We start from the raw sequence: 22,171 nt of genomic DNA, 5'->3' as shown, positions 1-22,171 counted from the left end.
CGAAGAGACCCGCGACTTCGACCCCGATGCCACCCTCGCCGAACACCCCGGTGTCGACCCGCATGCCACCGTGGTCGAAGACGAGGAATCTGATCCAAACGCGACCATCGAGGAAAACGGCGACGATCCCAATGCGACCGTCGAAGAGACCCGCGACTTCGCCCCCGACGCTACCCTCGCCGAACACCCCGGTGTCGACTCGCATGCCACCGTGGTCGAAGACGAAGACTTTGATCCAGATGCAACGGTAGAGGAAGATCGCGATTCAGATCCAAATGTGACCATCGCAGAGAGCGGCACCTTTGATTCGGATGCAACTGTCGAGGAGACTCGCGATTTTGATCCCGATGCAACCATCGAAGAACATGGCATCGTCGATCTTGACTCCACGATGGATGAGCCGCCGACCGAAGTTCAAGACGTTACCGTTCCAAACCTCAGCGAGACGGTGGTCGAGACCAACGGTCCAAAGCAACGCCCAGCGGCTTACGATCCTTCTTCACCACTCGACGTAACGGCGGAAAGCTTAGCGACCGTTTCGGAAAATCCCAATCTACTTGAAACTGTCGAGGGCGATCGGGACGAGGATTCCCTGTCGGTCCTCGACGACACGAACCTCGGGCAAACAATCAACCCGCGAGCGTTGTCCGACGCGGAAGCAAAATACTGGAATGAAATTTCGGCAGAATTCACTTCCAACCGGGAACCGACGGCACTGCCGCCCGCGATCGACCGAACCATTGTCGAGACCCGTCTGCAGCTTCGCAATCAAACCGTCGCGACCCAAATCCACCCTGAAACCGATGGCACGGACTATCGTCTCGTGCGTTTGCTCGGCCGGGGCGGCATGGGCAACGTGTTCGTTGCTCGGCAAGGATCGCTCGATCGTTTAATCGCGGTCAAGGTGATTCGACCGCTCGATACGGCCAAGCGTGAGCGGCTCGCCAAAGAAGGGAAACTCGAGACGGTCGAACAGAATCGCCGACAACAATTCTTGTCCGAAGCCGTTGTGACCGGGGATCTTGACCACCCCAACATCGTGCCCATCCACGACGTCGCGGTCACGGGCGACAACACGCTGTTCTACTCAATGAAACGCGTCGTCGGCACGCCTTGGTCGGACGTCATCAACGAGAAAACACGCGATGAGAATCTTGAGATTCTTATCAAGGTCGCCGACGCGATCGGGTTTGCACATACTCGCGGTGTGATCCACCGAGACATCAAACCCGAAAACGTCATGCTGGGTGATTTTGGTGTGGTGATGGTGATGGATTGGGGGATCGCGTTAGCGACACCCGAGTTTGAAAAACTCGATTCGATCACTCCCGCCACCCGACTCGGAGGCACCCCTTCGATGATGTCGCCCGAAATGGCGATCGGGCCGGTCGACCGGATCGGTCCCGCCGCTGACATCTACCTGCTCGGTGCGACGCTGTTCATGGTCATCACCGGCCAGCCACCGCACCATGCCGCCAACGTGAGCCAATGCCTCCGGGCGGTCGCCAACAATGAGATTCGCGACTTCGATCCGAAACACAACGGCGAGTTAATGGACATCGCACTCAAAGCGATGGCCGCAGACCCCTCTGACCGCTACGCCGACACCAAACAATTTCAAGACGCGATCCGACAATACCGCTCACACGCTGAGAGCATCTCGCTGGCCGCCCGTGCCACCGACGACTTGCGTGAGGCGAAGGAAAGAAAATCATATCCACTCTTTACCCGGGCGCAGTTTGGGTTCGAAGAAGCTCTCGCGCTTTGGGATGGAAACGAAAAGGCGCGTACGGGACTCAAACGAACCCGGATTGATCACGCCGAAGCCGCCTACCTCAATCAGGACTACGATCTCGGGCTCTCACTGCTCGATAAAGACACATCTGAACATGCCGAGTTAATCGGACGACTGAAGGAGGCCTTACGACTTCGGCGTCAGCGGGAAACCCGTTTTGCGATTTTGAAGAAAGCCGCCGCCGCCATGCTCGCGTTCATTCTGATCGGCGGATCGGTCGCTCTCTACATCATTAATGAAGCCAGAACCCTCGAAAAGCGAAGCGCCTCGATCGCGCAATATCAATCTAAGATCGCCAAAGAACAAACCGAGATTGCGAAAGATCAGACCAAGATTGCCGAAGAGCAAAAACGGCTTGCCGAAGAACAAAAACTGCTCGCCGAGGCCCGAACCCGCGAAGTGATCCGCGAGCGTGAGCGAGCAGACCAAAACGCCCGCGAGGCGATCGAAAACGCAGCCCTCGCCGAAGCCAAAAAGCTCGAAGCGATTCACAACCTGGAGCTTGCGGCCAAGGAACGCGATCGCGCCGACCAAAACGCGATCGAGGCACTCGAAAACGCAGAACAAGCGATACAAAATGCTCGATCCGCCGAAATCGCGAGGGCCAAGGCCGAATACGAAGCCTACGTTTCAGGCGTGGGACTTGCGAAGGCACGTATCGATCGCAATGAGTTCACCGAAGCTCATCGATTGATTGCCGACCTGATCGGTGACCGTCCCCCCAAGTCCGTTCCGTGGGAACTTCGATACCTATCTTCACTCGCCAATCAAGCGTCCGCGTCCATTGAGTCGGCGAGCATCGTCACCGATTTCGCGATCGCTCAAGATGCGCCGGACCATCCGGCGATCTTACGGCTCGACGACGGCACGCTCGCGGCGTTGAATCTGACAACACCTCGAACCGTTCCCAAAACCGAGCCATCGCTCACGCTGACTTCGATCGAACTGCCTACGTTTTCGCAGTCGACTCGCACATCCGATGCGTCAGGCAAGTTTTCGTCGATCGCGATTCGCCGTGATGGCAGTCTCGCGGCGGCAGGTTCCCTACGGGGTGACATTGTGTTGTGGGATCCTCGCAATTCATCTTCGCAACCCGGTCAAACATCCGCACCTGCACTTCGACTTCAAGGGCACCGAGACCGGATCACAGACTTGCAAATGGTCGGCGACACCTACCTCGTGTCATCCTCTACCGATCGAACGATACGAATTTGGGAAACGGCAACAGGGACCGAATTGGAAACCCTGTGGCACATCGCTCCGGTCATCGACATGTCGGTCGGAATGACAGCAGAGGGCATTCGCATCGCGGCGGCGATCGCCGAAAAGGGTCTTGGGCAAGTTGTCGTTTGGGATGCGAGATCCGCAGACCAAGTTGACGCCAAACAGGTCGGCATCTTTGACGAACATGACAAACCGCTGACCTGCGTTGCCATGTCACCGGACTCCAATAGCGTTGCGTCGGGGGATACCGACGGCAACGTGCTGCTGTGGTCGATCGATGGCCTCGAAAACGACGACGTTGCCAAACTCGTCAGACGCGCCGTGCAATCCTCGTCGCAATCGAATCTCCGGAGCAGTAAGAAGGTTCCTTCCGAGGACTCAGCAACCTCACGAACCGCTTTCACGCGATTACTCTCCAACGAGGAAGCCTCGTCAAAGAAGGGTCCGGTATCGCCGGCGAGTTCGGCCGAAGAAACGGCGCACGAGTTATCCGTTCGCAATGTCCACTTTTGCGACGATGGCCAAACGCTGATCACCTGTGGCGATGATTACCTCATCCGTGTATGGCGAATCGCTGCCAAGAGAAATCCTGCCGATCTTCCACAATGGGAACTGACTCGCACGCTGCGGGGACATGGCGGACCGGTCTTTGACGCTGCTGCTCTGACAGCGGACGGCGAACAAATCATTTCCGCCGGTGCGGATCAATCGATTCGAATGTGGTTAACGGGTGACTCGGTGGCGGTCGGTGTCAATCGCAACACACGTGTGAACCAACCCGCGTCGATTGCCAGTGTGGAACCAACCTCGACCCAAGTCCACGAGGATGAAATTTGGTCCGCGTCCATGTCCGCAGACGGCCGTCATGTGGTTACGGCGAGCCGAGATCGTACGGCGAAAGTCATGTCGATCAATCCGCGTACGCTGCTGTTGGGTAACCCCAAGGATTTGATCACCGAGGAATCCGATTCTTCCGGCGACACGCCGAGCAATCACAGCGGCATGGCTGCCGTCTCGGACCTCACCGAAGGAACCGCCTTCCGAGCGATGTCGATGGCCCTTGATGTTGCGTCTCAGCGTTTGTTCGTCGGCGGTGCGGATTCGGTCGTCCGGGTTTGGAACTTGCGTCGTGGCACCGAATTAGAAACCATTCCCGACACCGGACTGAATCAAATCCTCGCCGTATCGCGTGACACTCGCGTTATTCTGACAGGATCGAGTTCGCCTGAATCTCGCACGATTCTGTGGCGATTCGATCCCGCGGCGGCAACTGCAGAAATCATGCACCGACTCGGAGGTCACGAAGAATCAGTCGCCGCAGTCGCCCTCTCGCCCGACGCGTCTCACGCGTTGACCGCTGATCGTGCAGGCCGGGCCTTGCTTTGGGATGTATCCACAGGGACACAGATTGGTTCGCCGATCGATCTGTTACTCGGCACTCGAATCAATGCGGCCGCCTTTTCCCCCGACGGGCAAAGCATTTGGCTAGCCGCTGACGACCAACGACTCTCGCGGATCGACTTGCGTTCGCGTGAGATCGTCGACCGTTTGGAACATGACGGCTTTGTCACGAGCATTCAGTTCTCGATTGATGGACGCCGCGTCATCACAACATCAGAACTCCAAAAAATCGATTCCACGATCCATCGTGCGGTTTGGTGGCAATTAGCCGACACACCCGATTCACCATCTAAACAAAAGAACTTGGTGACGATGACGGTGAAATCACGAGACCGCACCCGCAGCGGTGGACGTCCAGGAATCGCATCGGTCGCGTTAGACGCCACAGGCCAACTCGCGATAGTGGCGATCAACCCGGTCGGTGATGCACCGAGCCAAGTGCAACAATGGCTGGCAAAGGACGACGTCCGCCGCGCCGAAAAGAAAACGGTCTTGGGGCTCCCTAGTCGAATCGGAGATCTCTCTTCGGCCGCACCGGTTTCCGAAGACGAGCTGGTTACCATGCACGGCAACTCAGCGTTTCGATGGAACACGCGATCGCGAGAACTCGAAATGAGTTATCGCATCAACGGAGCGTTAAGCGTCGCGGTATTTTCGCCCCAAGGTGACCTCGTTGCGACGGGAAGCCGTAGCGTCAAACTATGGGACACCCGCACCGGCGATGCGGTTGGCAAACTCGAATCACCTCACGAAGGTGCCACCCGATGCATCGCCTTCGCGAATGACCCGAACGTGACGGAGTTCTATACGGGCGGCGACGACGGGGCGATTCGATTTTGGTCGTATGACCGTGGCACCGCAGAAGCCAAAATGCTCGCCACGATCGCCCCTTCCCACGAACCGAATGCCCACGTGCTTCACCGTCCGTTGTCACTCTCAATATCACCCAACGGTCGTTCTCTCCTGTCAACGACCGACCGTGGACGAGTTGTACTTCACGACCTCGTTGATCAATCACAGAGAATCTTGTTCGACGATGAGAGTGCCGGAGCAATCCACGCGTGCTGTTTCTCACCGGACGGTCGATTCGTTGCCGCAGGCGGACAAGATCGACTGGCCCGCATGTGGGACCTATCGAAGAATCATTCGTCCAATGATCCGCCCGATGCGGTCTTTCAGGGTCACGCCGAAGCGATTCAAGACGTGGCACTCGCCGGAAACATTCTGCCCTCCGATGCGGCGGGATCAACGTTGCGTCTCTTCACTGCTTCTCAGGACCGCAGCGTACGTGTTTGGGACCCGCGATTCTCCGTGGAACTTTCGGTTGAGGACGGAACGGCGATGCCGGAGCAGATCGGTCCAAAGGGTCGGGAGCTTCTGGAATTGCTCCGGCATACCGACGGTGTGATGGCGGTTGACGTCAATGCGGAAGACACGTTGATGATGACGGCGGGACGCGAAGGCAAAGTAATCCTCTGGCCGGCGCCCTAGGTTCAGCGGATCCGACCTTTACTAAAAACTGACGATCTCCATCGGCGGAAAAAACGGCGTGTTCTCCACACTCTCGCTGGGAGAGCCAAACGGTAGCGAGGGGAGCCCCATCTTTCGATTCAGCTCCCTCTTCCAGCCAGCGCCCCCTGGACCAACTCACGTCTCCCCGCCCAAAAGGAATAAAGAAGCAAACTTGACGCCCCCCAGGTGACCCGGTGGCCAAGTTTGAAACCCCCATCCCCCCATTCCCCAAAAAAATCTGTCTTTTCTTGCACGGTCCGAGCCTTGCGGGGTCACTAATACATGAGAGCGGCGAATCATCGACCGTTTTTTGCTGAACCCGGTCGTCACCTGGGCAAACCTACTCGGCCCCCCATCGCACGCTCGAACAACCACCGCAACCTGAATTCCCAACGAGATGACTCATGCGTCTTACGCTTCGCACCCTCTTGGCATACCTCGATGACATGCTTGAGGAGGAGGACACGCAAATCCTCAAGGCCAAAATCGAAGAGAGCGGTATCGCGACATCGCTGATCGCGCGAATCCGAAACTCGGTCGATCGGCGCGAGATCGGCGCGTTGTCCCCTGACGCGATCGGACCGCTCGAGAACGCCAACGTCATGAGCGAGTATCTCGACAGCACGTTGTCTCAAGAACAGATCGCGGAAATCGAGCGATTGTGTTTGGAGTCGGATACCTCGTTGTCCGAAGCCGCTGCCTGCCATCAAATCTTAACCGTAGTGTTGGGCCAGCCCGCTCGGGTCAGCGACCGATTACGAAACCGCATCTACGATCTGCCGCTCAGCGATGAGTTGCGATTGATGGAGCAACAAACGAAACCCGCGGCCGATGCCCGCTCGTCGCAGTCCACTGCCGCCGCTGCCCAAGCCGCCGCCCAGACCGCCGCCTATTCTTCGGTCGAGATTCCCGAGAAATCTCAAGATGATGAGATGGACCTGGGTGTGAATAGTGAAGACCCCACCGCGAACCTGACCGGCGTACCGGGCATTCAGTCTCAGACTCCGGATTGGTCATCGGCCGCAGCGACGGCGATCCGACCTGTTGGCCCCGACGATTCGGGTGTCTCCAACGCCTCGGCAAAAATCCGCAACCGACGTGATCTCGACGACGACGAATCCGGCCGTAGCGAAGCCGAAATCGTCGCCGGCGCGACCCGCGCGATGTTGAAAAGGTCAGACGGTTATGGCGGTGGAATTCGACCTTCGCGAATCACGCCATGGTTGGTCACGCTCGCGTTGGCGGGGGTGGTCCTGTATGTGCTTGGCCAGATTTTTGCACCACTGACCAAACAGGACTTGCGTGACATCGGCGCCGTCGCGATGGAAGATCACGAGCCTCTCAGCGACCCGGCACTTAGCCCTCCACCCGGCCCAGAGAGAAAGGAGCCAGCAACCACCAACGTCCCTTCCTCGGAAGCGACTTCGCCGAAGACAGACGCAACGAAACCACCTACGGTATCCGCGGAGGCACCACCAACACCGGTGACACCACCCACCCAGGAAACACCTGCTACGGTAGCCGCATCTACTGGTACCCCGAGCGACACGTCGACAACGGATGCCACACCAGACTTGGATCGCGAGACGATGCCCCCCGCGAGCCCACCACCAGTTCCAACACCGCCACCGGCGGAACCCACCGACACGGGCGATGAACCAGTCGCTACACCGGCAACTCCAGAGATGAACTCTGATGAAAGCACATCGGATTCGGACGCGTCCCCTGAGCCGCCGGCAACGGTCCCGACGGACGAATCAGCAAACGCAAACCAAGCCCCAGTCCCAATACCACTGGAACCGATCGCTAACGGAGCCGTGGTTGCCGAACTGACGCAGCCCGATTCGCTCGTCATTGTCCGTACTGGCGAATCCTGGTCACGCTTGACGACGCCTCCCGATGAAGCCGCGGAGAAAGCTCCCGCCGCCAATAAGAAAGCCAATTCCCCCGTAACCACGTCCGCAGTCCGAGTGGGTCAAACCATCGTCGCTCCGGCACTCTACCGACCTACCTTGGTTAACGAAGCTGGCCTGGAATGGACGCTTGCCGGACCAACCCGAGTGCGGTTAGGCCAAGATGCCGAGCTCGGACCGGTGACCCAGCTGCTCCATGGCCGCTTGTTGTTGGCGTCAACCCAGCCGGACGTGACCGCTGTGTTGCTGGTCGGTGCCCGTCAAATCAAGATCGCATTTCCCGAATCACAAACCGTGCTGGCGGTCGAACTCACTCATCTCCGGCGTCTCGGCACCAACCCGCTGCTGCCCAACAATCGATTGCCGGTCTACCGCGTGATTGCGGTCCAAGGCCAAGCGATGCTGCAATCGGGGGTGATGAAAGACAACTCCGTCGCCGCCCCTGACGAAACCGTCACCCTCGAAACCGGGCAACAACTGCAAGGGTCGGGCGTGCAGCCGGCCGCGTTGACAACGGTCGACCGTTTGCCCGTTTGGATCGACGCCCCGTCCAAAAAAGATGTCCTCGTCGAGTCCGCCCGCGAAGGATTGATGGAGTTCGTACGCAAGGACGAGCCGATCGAAAAAACACTACGAGAAGCTATGGCGTTTCGACGTGTTGAGGTTGCCGCACTCGCGGCGGAAACGTTGTTACTGCTCGGACGAGCTGACGTCTACTTCGGAGCCGATGGCATTCTCAATCGACCGCGGCAACGGTTGTACTGGGAAGAACACTTTAGCATGCTCCGGCAACACATCGCCTCCGATGCTCAGGCAGCCGATGCGGTTCGGATGGCAATCGAACGAGCCGAACTGGCCGACAGCCAAAAACTGTACAAGCTGTTGGTCGGATTTACTCCTGAAGAGTTGGAAGCGGGCTCAGATCAAATGCTCGTGGAACTCCTCGATTCTCCATCCATGGCGGTCCGAGTTTTGGCGATTGAAAATCTGCGGCTGATCGTCGGCGACACGCTCGGATACCGCGCCGATCAAGAGAACGCGAACTCCCGTCGCAACGACATCAAGAAATGGGACACCCGACTGCGTCGCGGCGACATCCGCTACCAGAACTAAGCACGTGTTTTAGCAAAGGAAGCCTTCCTCCCGCCGGGAGGGTCGAGCGAAGCGAGGGGAAGCGAGACGCTCTAAAGCACGTTCGAAGCCGCCAATCCTGTTCAACACCGTTTCGCCGACCAGATCGAAAACAATCGACCGGCGACGCGGTGATCACCATTCACAGAGTGAACCAACGTAATCCGAACCGCCATCTCGATTCCAAGCATCGAGTTGCGATGGTTCCTTGAGTTGTTGACCACGTCGCATCGGCGTGACGATGAATCGACTATCGATATCCTGCAGCGTCGTCATGTCACCCCAGAGTTTTTCGAATTGGGCAACTGGGAACACATCTTCTTGGGCGTGTCCCCATCGCTTCTTCACTTCTTTCAGCGTGATGTAGGTCGGCAGTCGCGCCGCCATTTCTCGCACCGCCACATCAACGGCGGCGGAGTCGTTGAGCGAAACGCGGTCGAGACCAAACGTACCGAGCAACGCGTCGATATCGATCCATGTCGTCATCGAATTATAGAACCGCAATCCGAATTCGATCCGGTCATCGGGCATTGCGAGCCCTTCGACAAGTCGCGGGCGGCCCGCCACAACCGCCAAACCGCCGCCGCGATCTTCCAACCGACGCGGAATGACCTCGTAGCTCAACGTCGCACCAGATCGAATGTGCAACCCGAACAAACCGGGATCCACGTTTGCGCCGAGCGTGTCGATATTGTGCAGCATCAAATATTTCAGAGTTGGTTGCTCACGCAACATTTTTGACAGCACGCCACCGCGAAACAGGTTAGGAACTTCGTACCAGTGGCCGACCGGATGGACGCACTGCGCCGGAACGTTATCGGTGTAATCGCTGCCTTCCCCCGTCGTGCGGGCCCAATGGGCGATCGCCGAGCGGGCACTCTCGCGCATCTTTTGCTGTTGCTGATCGAGCATCTGCTGCGGGGTCTCTTCCCACAAAAACTGTAGATCTCGCACCATCGGAATCATTCGCAACCCGACGCTGCGTCCACTCGACACATGCAACGGACCGTCATGGCCGTAGTTTTCGTTCTCCCGTAGTGCCGTCCGGATCGCTTCATCGGTCATCCAGCTCGTCGTCACCACATGGGGAATCACGCCGCCATGTTTTCGCGACGTGGCGCGATTCTTCGCCAAATGGATCTCCAGGAAACTGCGGTGGCGTCCGGCAAACCGATGAAACGGATGCAGCGCTTTGCAAACGCCCGCTCCTTGGGTCCACCGACTGCCCACGCCCGCGGCGAGAGTTACGACGCCAACCTGACCACTGGCGATCGCGTCCTCACCGATTCGAATCATGGCGTCGTCAATCCCGTCGCGGGTATCGGTGACATGATGTTGTTCGACGTCAGTGATCTTTAAATCACGAGCCAACCGGTTCGCCGCCAAACCAAATCGCCCCGACCGCATGCTGTCACGAATCTGCTCGTGCTGACTGCGATCGAATCCATTACGTTGCAAAATATCCTTCAGAGATGAACCTCGATCGGTCCTGTCCGTGGCAGTAACTTTGCTCACCATGTCGACCTTCGGTGTCGGCAACACACTTCGCAGCAGCACAGAAGCATCAAGGCCGGAAACGCTTGGATCTTCACAACGCGACGCGATTCGTGAAAGTTCGTCGCGGGTTTGTGGCGAGAGTTCTCGCAGCGGCGTGCGCAACCATTGCGGCAGCATCAACGCGTAATAGTTTTGTGGCAACGCCGCGTGTTGATCTCGCAAAAGCTCCGCCGACGTGCCGCTGTCGTTGATCGCAAAATCATACACGACCGGGTCCATCGCAAACGGCAACGCTGTTTCGAGCGACCGTTTGACACGAACGAGTTCGATGCTCAACCAATCTTGTGCAGCGTTTTTGATCGACGGATCGAAAATGAATCCCATACCGCCGCCCGACATACCGCCGAGCATCCAAAATCCCCAAAACTGATCACCAAATTTTTGGCGGCAGTTTTCGATCATCGTGTCGGTGAAACGATTGGTTGCCCACGGAATGATCGTCTGCAATGGCCCTTCGAAATTACGTGTAGTCAATTTCCCAAGTTCGGCGATGTCTCCATCGCAGAGCGCGTCAACCACCTTATCGTAAATCTTCATCGCCTCTTGTCTCGCCGTCCACTGCGAGTCGCCCCGAACGAGGTAATGTTCGGTGACCATCTCTAAAATCGGGCCCACGTTTTGGGCCATGCCCCCGTGCACGAGGACGAGAGAGTCCTGCAGTTTTTGTCGGGCTTTGTCGCTGACCTTGTCGTTCCCAAGAACGGTATGATTCGGCATCAGACAACCACGGCTGATTCCGAACTCGGGATCATCTGGACCAGCTTCCTGTCCGCAGATCAACTTGACGCCCGGCCAGACGCCGCCGGAATCCTGCCACCCACCGCCGCTGCCGCCGATCCATTCGCCGAGGATCGCGCGGGCGGCCACCAAACGCCGATCCGTTTCAGTCAGCGGCCCCTCAAGAGTGCGGATTTGGCCGGTCGCCCGCATCAAATTACTGATCAGTGATCCGAGCAGATTGGTCGACACAGCCAGCCGCGAGCCTTTCGGAATGTCATTGATTTTGCTAACGAGTTCGAGTCCCCGACCGCGACCGACAACACGTTCGAGCAATGCCGACATCGATGAACCACAACCCTCCAATCCCGGCGGTACGACTCCGGAGGCGATCACCGCAGCTTTGAGCAAACCGAGGTAGTCACGTGCGAAATCAAACATTTCCGCTACCGTGGTCACCTCCGTCGACGCGCCCAAGTCCACGCTGACCAATCGAAAGACCGGTCGGTCGATCACGCGCAAATACGTTTCGATCGGTGGACGCACCATCTTGTCGCGACCGCGGACGCCGAGGTCCACGGACACATTCAGGACGCGAGCGCCCTGCGGGAAATCCATCCCTAAGAAAAAGATATCGCTCCACGCGCTATGCGAAACATCCATTCGTACAGCCGTGGTCTCACGCAATACCGCGTGTGGACCATTCGCCTCTCCCGATGCATGAAGTTCCTGACGCAGACGCAGCGGATGCTCGGCAACGTGACCGAGTCGAAACATCCACTGGTTGCCGCGCACGGTGCGCACACTATGACGGACTTGATCGGCGAGAGTCTGAAATCCCAATTCGTGATACGCCTGTGCCAGCGCGCTAGCCAAAGCATCCGAAGGACCGAGTTGCGATTGCGTCTGCAAGAACGAATCGATCGCCTCTTGGAAACGCCGATTGAGCAAATGTTCGTAACCGTCGAACGGGATGCTGCCGGAGCCACTTCCGTCGAACCGCGTCGGCAAATGATATCGGTAGAGCGATGACAAAAAGAACAAGGCGCGAACACGGCGATAAAGATTGCCTTCGTTGCGACGGAATCGATCCAACGCCGCGGCATGCCCCATCAATCCGTCGAGCGATTCATCTTCGCACAACGATTCGAGTGATCGATCTCGCAGCTCCGCATCTTCGGAAAGAATTGTTTCAATAAAAGGATTTGTCTCCATCGTCAGCGTCATCAGTTGGCTCCTTCAGCAAACGCCGATGAATCGAATGCGTCTGCGTTGATCGGGGCTCCTTCCGCACGTTTGGCGAGCAACTCCACCAATTCGGTGAGCAGGAAATCACGGTCACGTCCGGACAACCCGATCGCGAGTTGTGCGATCAAAACACCGTATTGGAATCCGATGTTGTATCGCTCGCCGCGAATTTGACAGGCGAGATACTTGCCACGGGAGATCAACTTTGCCGCCGCATCGGTAAGCGACGGACGCTCCAAGCTCGGATCATTCATGACTTCATGCAGACACTCGATCACTGCGGGCGTCAAAACATGCATCCCGAAATAGCCGAGATAATGTCCACTGCGGAGCCCCGGTGTGATCAGGTCTTGCTCGGCCAACGTCGGGGTCGGCTTTTCGACGACGCTGCGAACGTCATACAGGCCGTCGTGACGCGGAACACTGTTGCCACCGACGATGCCGAAGTAAGGCAAGCGGTGCTCACGGGTGGGCTGAACCGCCGATACGGGGCACTCGTGTTGGCACGCGACCGCAACGAGCTGGGCGGCACAGCTCGTCTGCGTTGCAGAAAGATAGAGGTGATCACCAACGAGATGCAGAAACGCATCGTCGCCGCAAAACGACTCCGCTCGCAATAAGGCGTCCGCGTAGCCGAGCGGCCGATCCTGGTGCAAGAAACGCAGTGCGCCGATGCTGGAGCCTGCCGCCTGTCGATAGTTCTCTTCATCGCCCGGCTGAATCACCACGCCGATCTCTTCCACACCCGCCGACAGGGTCTCTTCGACAATCAGTTGCAGAGCTGTTTTTTCTTCGCCGTTGCGGTCCACCAAACGTTGCAGTGGAAGCGTGTTCTGATTCGGCGCCGCGGCTGTAATGACCGCTTTTAGGACTTGCATGGATCGAGGTCTTCAATGGGCAAAGGGTGCTTTTTGTTCAGGTCGTGACGAGCGTCGATATAGGATAGTTGGCGCCCGGAAAAAGACCACCGAGCCGCGTACTCGTGTGGGGGCCCACTCCGCCTGACTGTGGTACATTACTGGCCAACTCAACGGGGAAATGACGGCTTTAAAGCGGAAAATCGCTATGAAAATCATCGAAATTGAGTGGTGTTCCCCAGAATACCAATCGGCACTCGAACTTCGGCACGACGTGCTGCGGGAGCCGCTCGGCCTGAAATTAACAGCCGAAGAACTCGATGGCGAGCACGCCCAGTTGCACTTCGGCGCTTTCGACAATGACGAACTGGTCGCAACCATCGTCGCCCGCCCGCAATCCTCTGGAATCGTTCAATTCCGCCAGATGGCAGTCCGATCAGATCGCCAACGCTGTGGAGTGGGTAGTGAGCTGTTAAAAAGCTGCGAAACCCGTCTCCGTGAATTGGGTTTTTCGGAAGCCTTTCTTCACGCCCGAGAAGCGTGTGTCCCGTTCTATGAAAAACTCGGCTACCAACCCGTGGGAGATGAGTTCGAGTTGATCTCACTCAAACATCAAAAAATGAGCAAATCGCTGGCTTAAGAATCGGCACGTATCGAATCGATGATGCCTCGCAATTGCTCGTCCGAAATCGGTTTGGTTGCGAAATCTCTTACGAACGAAAACGCCGTCGCAGCAGCTTTATCGTCGGGATGAATCGACGTCGTCGCAATGATCACGTGCATGTCCTTCGTCATCTCGGGTCCAAACCCGTCGAGCCGGTTCAAGAACTCGAGCCCTGACATTCGCGGGATCCGCATATCGAGGAAAATCAAGTCGGGTCGATCCTCCGGGTTGGCAGTTAACTGCGCTAAGGCTTCATCGGCATAGGAACAGTACTCAACCGATCCAACGTCATCCGAGCGTTTACACAACCGGCGATACAAAGTCTGATCGACCGGATCATCGTCAATAAACATGACGTGAATTTTCTTCGCTGGCAAATTCAATGGCTCAAACCCTGCAAACGGATGATTACCGTGGTCCCTTGATCCAGCCCCGATTCAATTTCGATCGTCCCACGATGAATGTCAACGATCCTTTTACAAATCGCTAACCCCAGCCCCGTCCCTTCATAGTCGGCGCGTGAATGAAGCCGTTCAAACATCTCGAAGACTTGCCCGTGTGACTCAAACGGAATTCCGATGCCGTTGTCAATCACTCTCACCTGAACCTGTTTTCCGCAAACCGACGCCTCGATTCGCACGCTCGGCCGACGATCCTTACGACGATACTTGATCGCGTTCTCGATCAAATTTTGGAAAAGCGAGATCAGGAGCGATTCGATTCCCTGCACGTCCGGCAACGAGCCGATCGAAATCTCCGCCCGACACTCGTGAATGGGTTCCTTGAGACTGACCAAGGCATCAAAGACGACTCGTTCCAATTTGACCGGCGCCAACGGGAAGTGCGATCCGGCCAAACGATGAAATTCAGAGAGTCCACCTATTTGAGACTCCATTCGGCTAACTAAATTCATGCTGAGATCGAGCAGTTCGATCTCGCTGGCATCACCGGCAGCCGAGCAATCCGCATGCAGTTCCCTCAGCAACGTCTTGAGCGAAACGACGGGCGCCTTGAGGTCATGCGACAACGCGTACGTGAATGTCTTCTGTTCCTCGTGCAGCTCCGCCGCCGTCTGAAATGCCGCTCGAAGCAAGATCGCTTCGGTAACGCAGTCGGCAATCGAATTCATCAAGCGGATGTCCGTCGCGGTCCACTCGCGTGGATGAACGTCGATCGCGCAAAGGGCGCCTACACAGATCCGATCGGGTGAGTAAATCGGCATCCCCAAGTACGCACTGACGCCGAGATCACGAACGGCCAAATTGTCACAAACGAGCTCATTTTCCAACGCGTTATCAATCACGAGCATCTCATCACAACGTGTGACATGCTGGCAAAATGAGTGCGAGAGCGGCGTCTGGCGAAGGGTCGCCCAGGGTTCCGGAAGCCCCTGCTGGCTCTTGAAATATTGGCGGTCGTTGCGTGGTTCCACAATTGAAACCAACGCCACCGGCACATTCAGAACCTCTTGAACCAATCGCGTCAAATTATCAAAGTCCGTTTCCGGCGGACTATCGACCAAATTGAGCGAAGTCATGCTGCAGTGGCGAAGCGGCAAACTTATCGTCGGTAAACTCGTCGCCACTGTCGCCATTGATCGGTCACTTCTCTAGGAAACCAGAAAGGAATGCATGTCATGCATTCGGTATCGGCGTCTGCGTAGAGGTTTCGCTACAAAAAGGTGAGTCTCGATATAATCGGCGTTAAACGGGTCGTTTCGCTACTTTTTTCCCATCGCGCGTTTCGATGCGAAAAATTCAGTCAACATTCGACCACAGCGGTCAGCCATGATGCCCGAAGTGATCTGGCACTGATGATTCAATCGGTTGTCACCGAGCACTTGGTACAAACTGACGACGGCTCCCGCCTTCGGATCGGCTGCACCAAAAACAACCCTCGGCACCCGCGCCTGCAAGATCGCACCGGCGCACATCAGGCACGGTTCGAGCGTCACGTACAGTGTCGCTTCCTCGAGTCGCCAATCTTCGATCGCCGCAGCAGCCTGAGTGATCGCGATCATCTCGGCGTGGGCGGTCGGATCGTGCAACGCCTCACGCTGATTCGCGGCACCTCCGATCATCTTGCCGCGTCGCACGATCACCGCGCCAACGGGCACTTCGTCATCGATCGCCGCCGCTTGCGCAAGTTCAATCGCACGCCCCATCCAGTGTGCATCAAAATCGATGAGATCTTGATCCAAGGAACTATCCAGTCCATGAGAATACGAACTTCGCTGGGATCCGTCGTCGAAACCAAATTCGGAAATCATTCGGACACCTCGCTCTTCGCCGGGGCATTGTTCGATTGATGGGGGACCAGTTCACTGGACGTCGCATCATCATTGAGTTTGCGCATTTCGATTTTCCTCAGTTCGCTGCGGGTCATGAAGTTCGCGATCCCCAACGGCAGGCATGGATCCATCTCGATGCGAATGCTCAACGTGTGTTCGCCACGTGGGACGGTCGCGTATTCTTCATCATCGAGCCAACATGTTACGTTCATCTCGTCGACGCGGACGCGGATTTTGTACCACTGATCGGTTTCGAAGTCTTTGTACTGAGTGGTCTCGTTGCTCGACGCGTCGTTGCCATCAATGCTGCTGATTCCGACCATCCCGCCGCCCCAGCCGCCGAGCACGAACGAACAGTGCTGATCCCCAACGGGGAAGGTGATCGCGGCAAAAAAGTCAAACCCTTCCAACCGGCGAGCTTCGAACCGAATTTCGTAGTTTTCCTTTGGAAAATCGCCTTCCCAGCGAATCCCGGTGAGCGGATCACCGACGAACATTTCGATCAGTTCCCCGCCATCGTCGGTCTTCGTGATATCGATGGGTCCATCGCCCCCGAAGGAGGCCGCTTTCCATTTGCCTTTCATCGGCGTGAAACGGTCCGCCGATTTGTCGATTGGGGCTTTCTGGCTGGAAACCGATGAAGATTCAGCGTTGGAGTCTTGGCAAATCGCAGGATTTGCAGAGACTACGAAGGAAACAGCGAGGAGACACGCCGTGGTCATTAAGGCAAATGCACGCGGGCGGCGGATAGTCGAATTTGGCTCGTTCGCAAGAATGGATTGAGCGTGGACGGTGAAATTCACGATACAGACCTCGGTGGTGAGTCAATGTTTTACGAGCGGCAGCTAGATACTTACCCTAGCGGGATGTGCGATGGTCTTCCAAGGCGGTCACACGGTCAGTTCGCATCTGCCGATCGCCTTACACGAGAGCATGATAGATGCAACCTGTTTCGGGAATTCGACTGTTCGGCGTTCGCCTGGGAATTTTAACCCTCGCGTTCTACTGGTGCATCATTTTCACCGGCACGCATCTTCCCGAGATTCCATCGGCAATGCCACGCATGAACGATAAAGTCATGCATTTCACGGCGTTTTTCTTACTCGCCACGCTGCTCTGCTATTGCACCAACTCGACCCGACTGTGGCGTCGTTTCGGGGGGATCGTACTGACGTGTCTTGTCTACGGCGTGCTCGACGAATTGACCCAGGCACTCGTCCGTGGCCGCAGTCCCGACGTGCGTGACTTTGTTGCCGACGCGATGGGCACACTGCTCGCCGTGTCACTCTACGCATTTGCCCGGTATCACTGGGCACGCCGGCGGCGCAGCGATTGTTCAGAGCCCCGGTCCGCGTTTTTAAACTAACAACGCATTAAGCAGACAAACGTTTCCGCATGACGGTCGCCCTCGCAGCGGCATCATGAAACGGTTTCGCACCAGCGTCCTGGCCGAGTTGTTCCAGCCTCGCCAAAGCAGGATCCGCTGATGCGGCATCCGCTCCGATCCGGCCCAGCATGGTCGCCGTCCAGTAAAGTTGATCGGCGAGCAAGGATGCCGCCAACTCCTCATCCGGTTTGGGTGATGCCTTCGCCGCCTCGGCCGCGGGGGTCCCCGGCCAAGCAAACGGTTTCTTCGCCGCGTTAGCTTGTTGAGCCAACAGGTGCTCGAGCCACTGTGTCAGTTCTTCGGTTTCACTGGCATCGGGAAGGGCACTCGATTCGAGTGCCTCGGCCGCCCAAATGCGAATTTCGGAGTCTTCATGGGCGAGCAATTCGAGACACTTCCGGGCAATCCCGCTGACGTCCTCCTGAGACGCGAGGTCCTGAAGGATGGGCAGTAGTTCACTGGGCCTTTTGGCTTGATCGAGCTGTTTTTTCCAATCGTCTTCGGGGAGAGGTGTGGGCATATCGTTTGCTCAATTGTCGTCGCGACGTTCGGGAGAGTGGCGTTCGTAAACTACCGGCGATCGGATAGACTAGCGTCCTCGACGCGAAAACCGAAGTCGCCAGCGACTCGCCGAGCGGATCACCCCGTCGTGTCACTTTTGATCGCTAATAACAGCCTCGCATGATTCCAATTCGTGACGATATTCCCAGCCGTAGGACGCCGGTCGTAAATTACATCGTGATCGCGTTGTGCTCCCTCGCGTTCATGGCTCAACAATCCGCGCCGGATCAAGGGGAGGGCATCATTTCGGCGTTTGCAATGGTGCCGCTGCGGTTGAGCGACCCCGATGCGATCCCCGTGATCGAAACTCAACAGCCGGTGCAAACACCGCGCGGAATCGAAGTGGTTACCGTTCGACAAGAACTCGCCCCCTCACCCGTCGCCCCTTGGGTAACGTTGATCACGTGCATGTTTCTACACGGGGGATGGATGCATTTCTTGGGCAACATGTGGTTTCTGTATATCTTCGGCGACAACGTCGAAGACCGGATCGGCCATGTCGGGTTTGCCGGGTTGTATCTCGGGACCGGGATTCTCGCGGGGCTCTCCCATTACATCACCCAGACGGACAGCCCCGTGCCCACGATCGGTGCCAGCGGAGCGATCGCGGGTGTGATGGGAGCTTATGCGTTCTTGTATCCTCACGCCCGCGTGCTGACGATTTTGCCGCTGATCGTTATCTTCACCACGATCGTGGTTCCGGCACCCATCTTTCTCGGACTCTGGTTTGCGATGCAGGTCTTCAGCGGCATCGGATCTCTTTCCGGCGGCATGGTCGATGGCGTCGCATGGTGGGCGCACGCGGGAGGATTCGTTGCCGGAATGCTGCTGGCCATCGCGGTCAATCGATACCACCTCGGCCACGAACCCGTGCTCGAACGCCGTTTCTAAATCATCCTTCCTACCACTTAGTCTCACTCGAATGCAGTCTCAACAACAGCTACTGAATCAATGGCGTGCACCTCATGATGGTCGTCTCGCCGCGATGATCGAAGTCGGTCTCGCCGCCGGTGGCAAAACACTCGAACACTTTCAAAACCGTTCGCTCGAAGTCATCCGCAAAGGCGACGACTCACCGGTCACGATCGCCGATCGCGAAGCCGAAATGCTGACGCGTGAATTGCTCGCTGAACGATTCCCCGATGACACGATCGCCGGCGAGGAATTTGCTGAGCAGACCGGCGACAATGAATACCGCTGGACCGTCGACCCGATCGATGGAACCAAGTCGTTCATTTGTGGTGTTCCTCTCTACTCAACGCTGTTGGCGATTGAGCATGCCGGGCAACCACTCGGCGGAATGATTTTGATTCCAGCACTCGGCCAAGCCGCCGTCGGCGCGATCGGTCACGGCAGTTTTTACGCCGACGGGCTGCTGCCACAAACCTCAAACGGTGATATCGCCACCCAGTGGAAACCCGCCAAGGTCTCTCAACGCGACAACCTCGCCGACGCGGTCTTTGTGACCAGCGAAGTCGGTTCGTTCACCAAACGTGGTAACCGCGAAGCGTATCAGAAACTTGAGAACGCCTGTTTTCTGACTCGGACATGGGGTGATGGCTACGGCTACATGATGGTTGCGACCGGACGCGCCGACATCATGGTCGATCCGATCTGCAACGCGTGGGACGTCGCCGCCATGGTGCCCATTCTTACCGAAGCGGGCGGGCATTTCACCGACTGGAAAGGTACTCAAACCGTTCGAGGCGGCGACGGTGTCGGCACCAACGGCAAATTACACCAACAAGTTCTCGACTTGCTCGGCTAATCAAGTGCCCGCCAATGGTGAAGTGCCTCAAAGTGAACGATCACTCATGAATTTCGGTTCGTTATCGATCGGTGTCCGCGGTTAAGAGGTTGCACGGCACGACGACACTTTCCAGGCCACGGCATTGAACCTGCTATCCATCATCAAAGTCGCGCGTCCCGGGTTCTGGCCGACGCAGTTGTGGTTTTTCGTCCTGCCCTTTGCGGGACGCGACCTGTTCGACTCTCCCGCGTTCTGGCTCGGATGCGTCTATGTTTGCTTTCCGCTCGGGTTATTGATTTATGGATGGAATGACCTCGGCGATGCGGTGACCGACGCGGCCAATCCACGAAAAGATTCGTGGCTTTTTGGTGCCCGACCGGACGCAGACCTCCGACGACGACTGCCGTGGATCATCGCGTTGTCGCAGTTGCCATTCGTCGTGGCGTTTGTCTGGATCGGTGGTCCGATCTTGCTTTTCTGGTTTGTCGCCGTGTGCTTGGCCAACTTCACCTACAACAATCTCAACTTTAAATCTCGCCCCGGATGGGACCTCATCAACCAAGCCGGGTATCTGTTGGTGCTGGTGCTCTCAAGTTGGCTTTGTGGGGTACCTCAAATCGGACTGGCGGCACTCGCATTCGGCGCCCTGTTTGCGATGCACAGCCATCTGTTTGGCCAACTGATGGACGTCGACGAAGACCAACTTCAGGGACGGCGTTCGACCGCGATTCAAATCGGTGTTCGCGGATCGAAAGGGCTTCTGGTCGCGATGCTGATCATCGAATCGGCAATTGCGGCGACGTCGTTTCGATACCAATGGGTTGCCTGGTTCCTCGCCGCGGGTGCAGCCTTCTTTCTATTCGACGCGATCTTCGGCCCGCGACGCTACCCGCTGGGGTTCTCTCAACTCTTCTTCATCGGCTGGAACATCATCGTCATCTTCAGCATGCACTTTGTTTGGAAGTACGACGTGTTCCTGATCGCACCGGGCCGTTAGACCGACCCGATGGATGGTGCGAGGTTAGACTCAGAGCGAGCCGAACGTCGCCAGATAAAACCGTCGAGCACGTAGTGGGTGATCTGTGGCACGGCGAGTAACGGGGCCATCCACAGTTCAAACCCTCCCACATCCCATCCCCGTGCACCGCTGGCCGATTCGATAGAAAATGCCGCCCATCCGAACAACCATTCGTGCTGATGCCAAAGCCCGCAATCCCACGCCAATTCCTCCGCATATGCCAACACCCAGATCGCGCCGAGAAAAAGAGAGACACGTCCTGCGGTCGTTTTGCAACGACTTGCTGCGGTGACGTCGTCCAGTAACTCGGAGTCCTGATTCGCAGCTTCCGCCCCGGGACGATGCCAGCGATACCAATAAATCAGCACCATGTAGGGAATCCCATGGATGATCACGTTCGTGACGGTGAACGCGTAATCGGAGTTCAACGAAATGATTCCGACATACCAGCAAACCGCCGTCGTCAGCACAACGAGATCTTTACCTGGATTCCATTTCCCCTGTTTAAGTCCACGATACAGCGAACGCCCTGTGTAAGTTGCTAGCGCCGCCCAATAAATCGGCTCGAAAATCGTCTCGAAGATTGGCGGAAGAGCGAGAAAGTCGCCTTCGGCGAACCAAGTAAACTGCCTCGGCAAATGGGCATGCCAATACACCAACGGGTAAACTGTGGCGAGATAAACTGCCGACGCGTCGACCCACCATCCGCCTCGACTCACATCGCCCTCGCGGGCACGATACAGTGCCACCCAGCCATACTGTTGACGCACAAAATGGAACACGGCGAGATAGGCCAACAGCGTCCAAAACACCGCCACGCTCTCACTGTAAATAGCCGCTCCCACCAAGAACGCCAGCAGAGGCGTGAGCCCATACAGCCAAGGCCGGCGACGTAATTCATCACGGTCAAAGTAAACGCGAAAGCCGGTTGCATACACGTGAGCGACGTCGATCAATAAAATCGCGGCCAACCAAGTCCAACGCGGTGTGTCGGAGTGCAACACGCCGAGCACGGCGCCCACAGGCAACATGGCCAGCGCAAGAAGTGCGCTGCCTCCAAACGTCCAAAAATCCACGGCCGGTGAAAAGAGCACCGGGATCCGTGGATTCGAAATAGATTCAACGTTTGAGACTTGTATGGAAGCC

Annotated in this window: 15 protein-coding genes; 7 read left to right on the top strand and 8 right to left on the bottom strand. The window is 57.0% G+C overall.

Features of this window, described 5'->3' with window-relative positions; genetic code table 11:
- Window positions 1-70: 70 nt before the first annotated feature.
- Both NB063_RS18430 and NB063_RS18425 read left to right on the top strand, forming a co-directional pair.
- Window positions 71-5,911: a protein kinase domain-containing protein gene (locus NB063_RS18430; RefSeq protein WP_456061996.1), complete on the top strand. Its 5,841-nt coding sequence runs from the start codon at window positions 71-73 to the stop codon at window positions 5,909-5,911.
- 425 nt (window positions 5,912-6,336) lie between these two features.
- Complete coding sequence (locus tag NB063_RS18425; RefSeq protein WP_250930227.1) at window positions 6,337-8,958, top strand: hypothetical protein; 2,622 nt, start codon at window positions 6,337-6,339, stop codon at window positions 8,956-8,958.
- A 153-nt stretch (window positions 8,959-9,111) separates the two neighbouring features.
- Here NB063_RS18425 and NB063_RS18420 read toward each other — a convergent pair whose 3' ends face one another.
- Both NB063_RS18420 and NB063_RS18415 read right to left on the bottom strand, forming a co-directional pair.
- Window positions 9,112-12,477, bottom strand: a complete 3,366-nt coding sequence (locus tag NB063_RS18420; protein ID WP_250930226.1) for a UTP--glucose-1-phosphate uridylyltransferase — start codon at window positions 12,475-12,477, stop codon at window positions 9,112-9,114.
- Complete coding sequence (locus tag NB063_RS18415; RefSeq protein WP_250930225.1) at window positions 12,477-13,376, bottom strand: sugar phosphate nucleotidyltransferase; 900 nt, start codon at window positions 13,374-13,376, stop codon at window positions 12,477-12,479. The genes NB063_RS18420 and NB063_RS18415 overlap by 1 nt, the downstream gene beginning before the upstream one ends.
- A gap of 187 nt (window positions 13,377-13,563) precedes the next feature.
- On the opposite strand from NB063_RS18415, the gene NB063_RS18410 reads away from it, so the two are divergent.
- Window positions 13,564-13,995, top strand: a complete 432-nt coding sequence (locus NB063_RS18410; RefSeq protein ID WP_250930224.1) for a GNAT family N-acetyltransferase — start codon at window positions 13,564-13,566, stop codon at window positions 13,993-13,995.
- Here NB063_RS18410 and NB063_RS18405 read toward each other — a convergent pair.
- From NB063_RS18405 to NB063_RS18390, 4 genes are all read right to left on the bottom strand, one after another.
- Window positions 13,992-14,372 (bottom strand): response regulator, encoded by a 381-nt coding sequence (locus NB063_RS18405; RefSeq protein ID WP_250930223.1) that lies wholly within the window; start codon window positions 14,370-14,372, stop codon window positions 13,992-13,994. The two genes, NB063_RS18410 and NB063_RS18405, sit on opposite strands and share 4 nt — an antisense overlap.
- 26 nt (window positions 14,373-14,398) lie before the next feature.
- A complete protein-coding gene (locus tag NB063_RS18400; protein ID WP_250930222.1) occupies window positions 14,399-15,556 on the bottom strand; it encodes an ATP-binding protein in 1,158 nt (385 codons plus the stop codon).
- A 183-nt stretch (window positions 15,557-15,739) separates the two neighbouring features.
- Window positions 15,740-16,183, bottom strand: a complete 444-nt coding sequence (gene tadA, locus NB063_RS18395; protein WP_407652661.1) for a tRNA adenosine(34) deaminase TadA — start codon at window positions 16,181-16,183, stop codon at window positions 15,740-15,742.
- A 101-nt stretch (window positions 16,184-16,284) separates the two neighbouring features.
- Window positions 16,285-17,112, bottom strand: a complete 828-nt coding sequence (locus NB063_RS18390) for a DUF1080 domain-containing protein (RefSeq protein ID WP_250930221.1) — start codon at window positions 17,110-17,112, stop codon at window positions 16,285-16,287.
- Between the two features lie 137 nt (window positions 17,113-17,249).
- Here NB063_RS18390 and NB063_RS18385 point away from each other — a divergent pair, with 137 nt between their 5' ends.
- The gene (locus tag NB063_RS18385) at window positions 17,250-17,675 is read left to right on the top strand and encodes a VanZ family protein (RefSeq protein ID WP_250930220.1); all 426 of its coding nucleotides are present in this window, start codon (window positions 17,250-17,252) and stop codon (window positions 17,673-17,675) included.
- Window positions 17,676-17,682: 7 nt separating this feature from the next.
- Here NB063_RS18385 and NB063_RS18380 read toward each other — a convergent pair whose 3' ends face one another.
- Entirely contained in the window at window positions 17,683-18,216 is a 534-nt protein-coding gene (locus NB063_RS18380; protein ID WP_250930219.1) for a hypothetical protein, read from the bottom strand.
- Window positions 18,217-18,377: 161 nt separating this feature from the next.
- Between NB063_RS18380 and NB063_RS18375 the strand changes: the two genes are divergently transcribed.
- The 3 genes from NB063_RS18375 to NB063_RS18365 all read left to right on the top strand — a co-directional run bounded on the left by NB063_RS18375 (window position 18,378) and on the right by NB063_RS18365 (window position 21,004).
- The gene (locus tag NB063_RS18375) at window positions 18,378-19,148 is read left to right on the top strand and encodes a rhomboid family intramembrane serine protease (RefSeq protein ID WP_250930218.1); all 771 of its coding nucleotides are present in this window, start codon (window positions 18,378-18,380) and stop codon (window positions 19,146-19,148) included.
- A 31-nt stretch (window positions 19,149-19,179) separates the two neighbouring features.
- Window positions 19,180-20,025: a histidinol-phosphatase gene (gene hisN, locus NB063_RS18370; protein ID WP_250930217.1), complete on the top strand. Its 846-nt coding sequence runs from the start codon at window positions 19,180-19,182 to the stop codon at window positions 20,023-20,025.
- A 124-nt stretch (window positions 20,026-20,149) separates the two neighbouring features.
- Complete coding sequence (locus NB063_RS18365) at window positions 20,150-21,004, top strand: UbiA family prenyltransferase (protein ID WP_250930216.1); 855 nt, start codon at window positions 20,150-20,152, stop codon at window positions 21,002-21,004.
- On the opposite strand, the gene NB063_RS18360 is transcribed toward NB063_RS18365, so the two are convergent.
- Entirely contained in the window at window positions 21,001-22,119 is a 1,119-nt protein-coding gene (locus NB063_RS18360; RefSeq protein WP_250930215.1) for a hypothetical protein, read from the bottom strand. The two genes, NB063_RS18365 and NB063_RS18360, sit on opposite strands and share 4 nt — an antisense overlap.
- Window positions 22,120-22,171 lie beyond the last annotated feature (52 nt).

The organism is Aporhodopirellula aestuarii, assembly GCF_023701485.1.
GTDB classification, from domain to species: domain Bacteria; phylum Planctomycetota; class Planctomycetia; order Pirellulales; family Pirellulaceae; genus Rhodopirellula; species Rhodopirellula aestuarii.
Note: the sequence above shows the minus strand (reverse complement) of the source record. Positions and strands in the feature narration are given on the sequence as shown.

Excerpts from the sequence above, each read along its gene's own strand:
- NB063_RS18405 (WP_250930223.1), bottom strand. The coding sequence starts at position 14,372 with ATGTTTATTGACGATGATCCGGTCGATCAGACTTTGTATCGCCGGTTG.
- tadA (WP_407652661.1), bottom strand. The coding sequence starts at position 16,183 with ATGGGGCGTGCGATTGAACTTGCGCAAGCGGCGGCGATCGATGACGAA.
- hisN (WP_250930217.1), top strand. The coding sequence starts at position 19,180 with ATGCAGTCTCAACAACAGCTACTGAATCAATGGCGTGCACCTCATGAT.
- NB063_RS18400 (WP_250930222.1), bottom strand. The coding sequence starts at position 15,556 with ATGACTTCGCTCAATTTGGTCGATAGTCCGCCGGAAACGGACTTTGAT.
- NB063_RS18380 (WP_250930219.1), bottom strand. The coding sequence starts at position 18,216 with ATGCCCACACCTCTCCCCGAAGACGATTGGAAAAAACAGCTCGATCAA.
- NB063_RS18415 (WP_250930225.1), bottom strand. The coding sequence starts at position 13,376 with ATGCAAGTCCTAAAAGCGGTCATTACAGCCGCGGCGCCGAATCAGAAC.
- NB063_RS18410 (WP_250930224.1), top strand. The coding sequence starts at position 13,564 with ATGAAAATCATCGAAATTGAGTGGTGTTCCCCAGAATACCAATCGGCA.
- NB063_RS18425 (WP_250930227.1), top strand. The coding sequence starts at position 6,337 with ATGCGTCTTACGCTTCGCACCCTCTTGGCATACCTCGATGACATGCTT.
- NB063_RS18385 (WP_250930220.1), top strand. The coding sequence starts at position 17,250 with ATGCAACCTGTTTCGGGAATTCGACTGTTCGGCGTTCGCCTGGGAATT.
- NB063_RS18375 (WP_250930218.1), top strand. The coding sequence starts at position 18,378 with ATGATTCCAATTCGTGACGATATTCCCAGCCGTAGGACGCCGGTCGTA.
- NB063_RS18420 (WP_250930226.1), bottom strand. The coding sequence starts at position 12,477 with ATGACGCTGACGATGGAGACAAATCCTTTTATTGAAACAATTCTTTCC.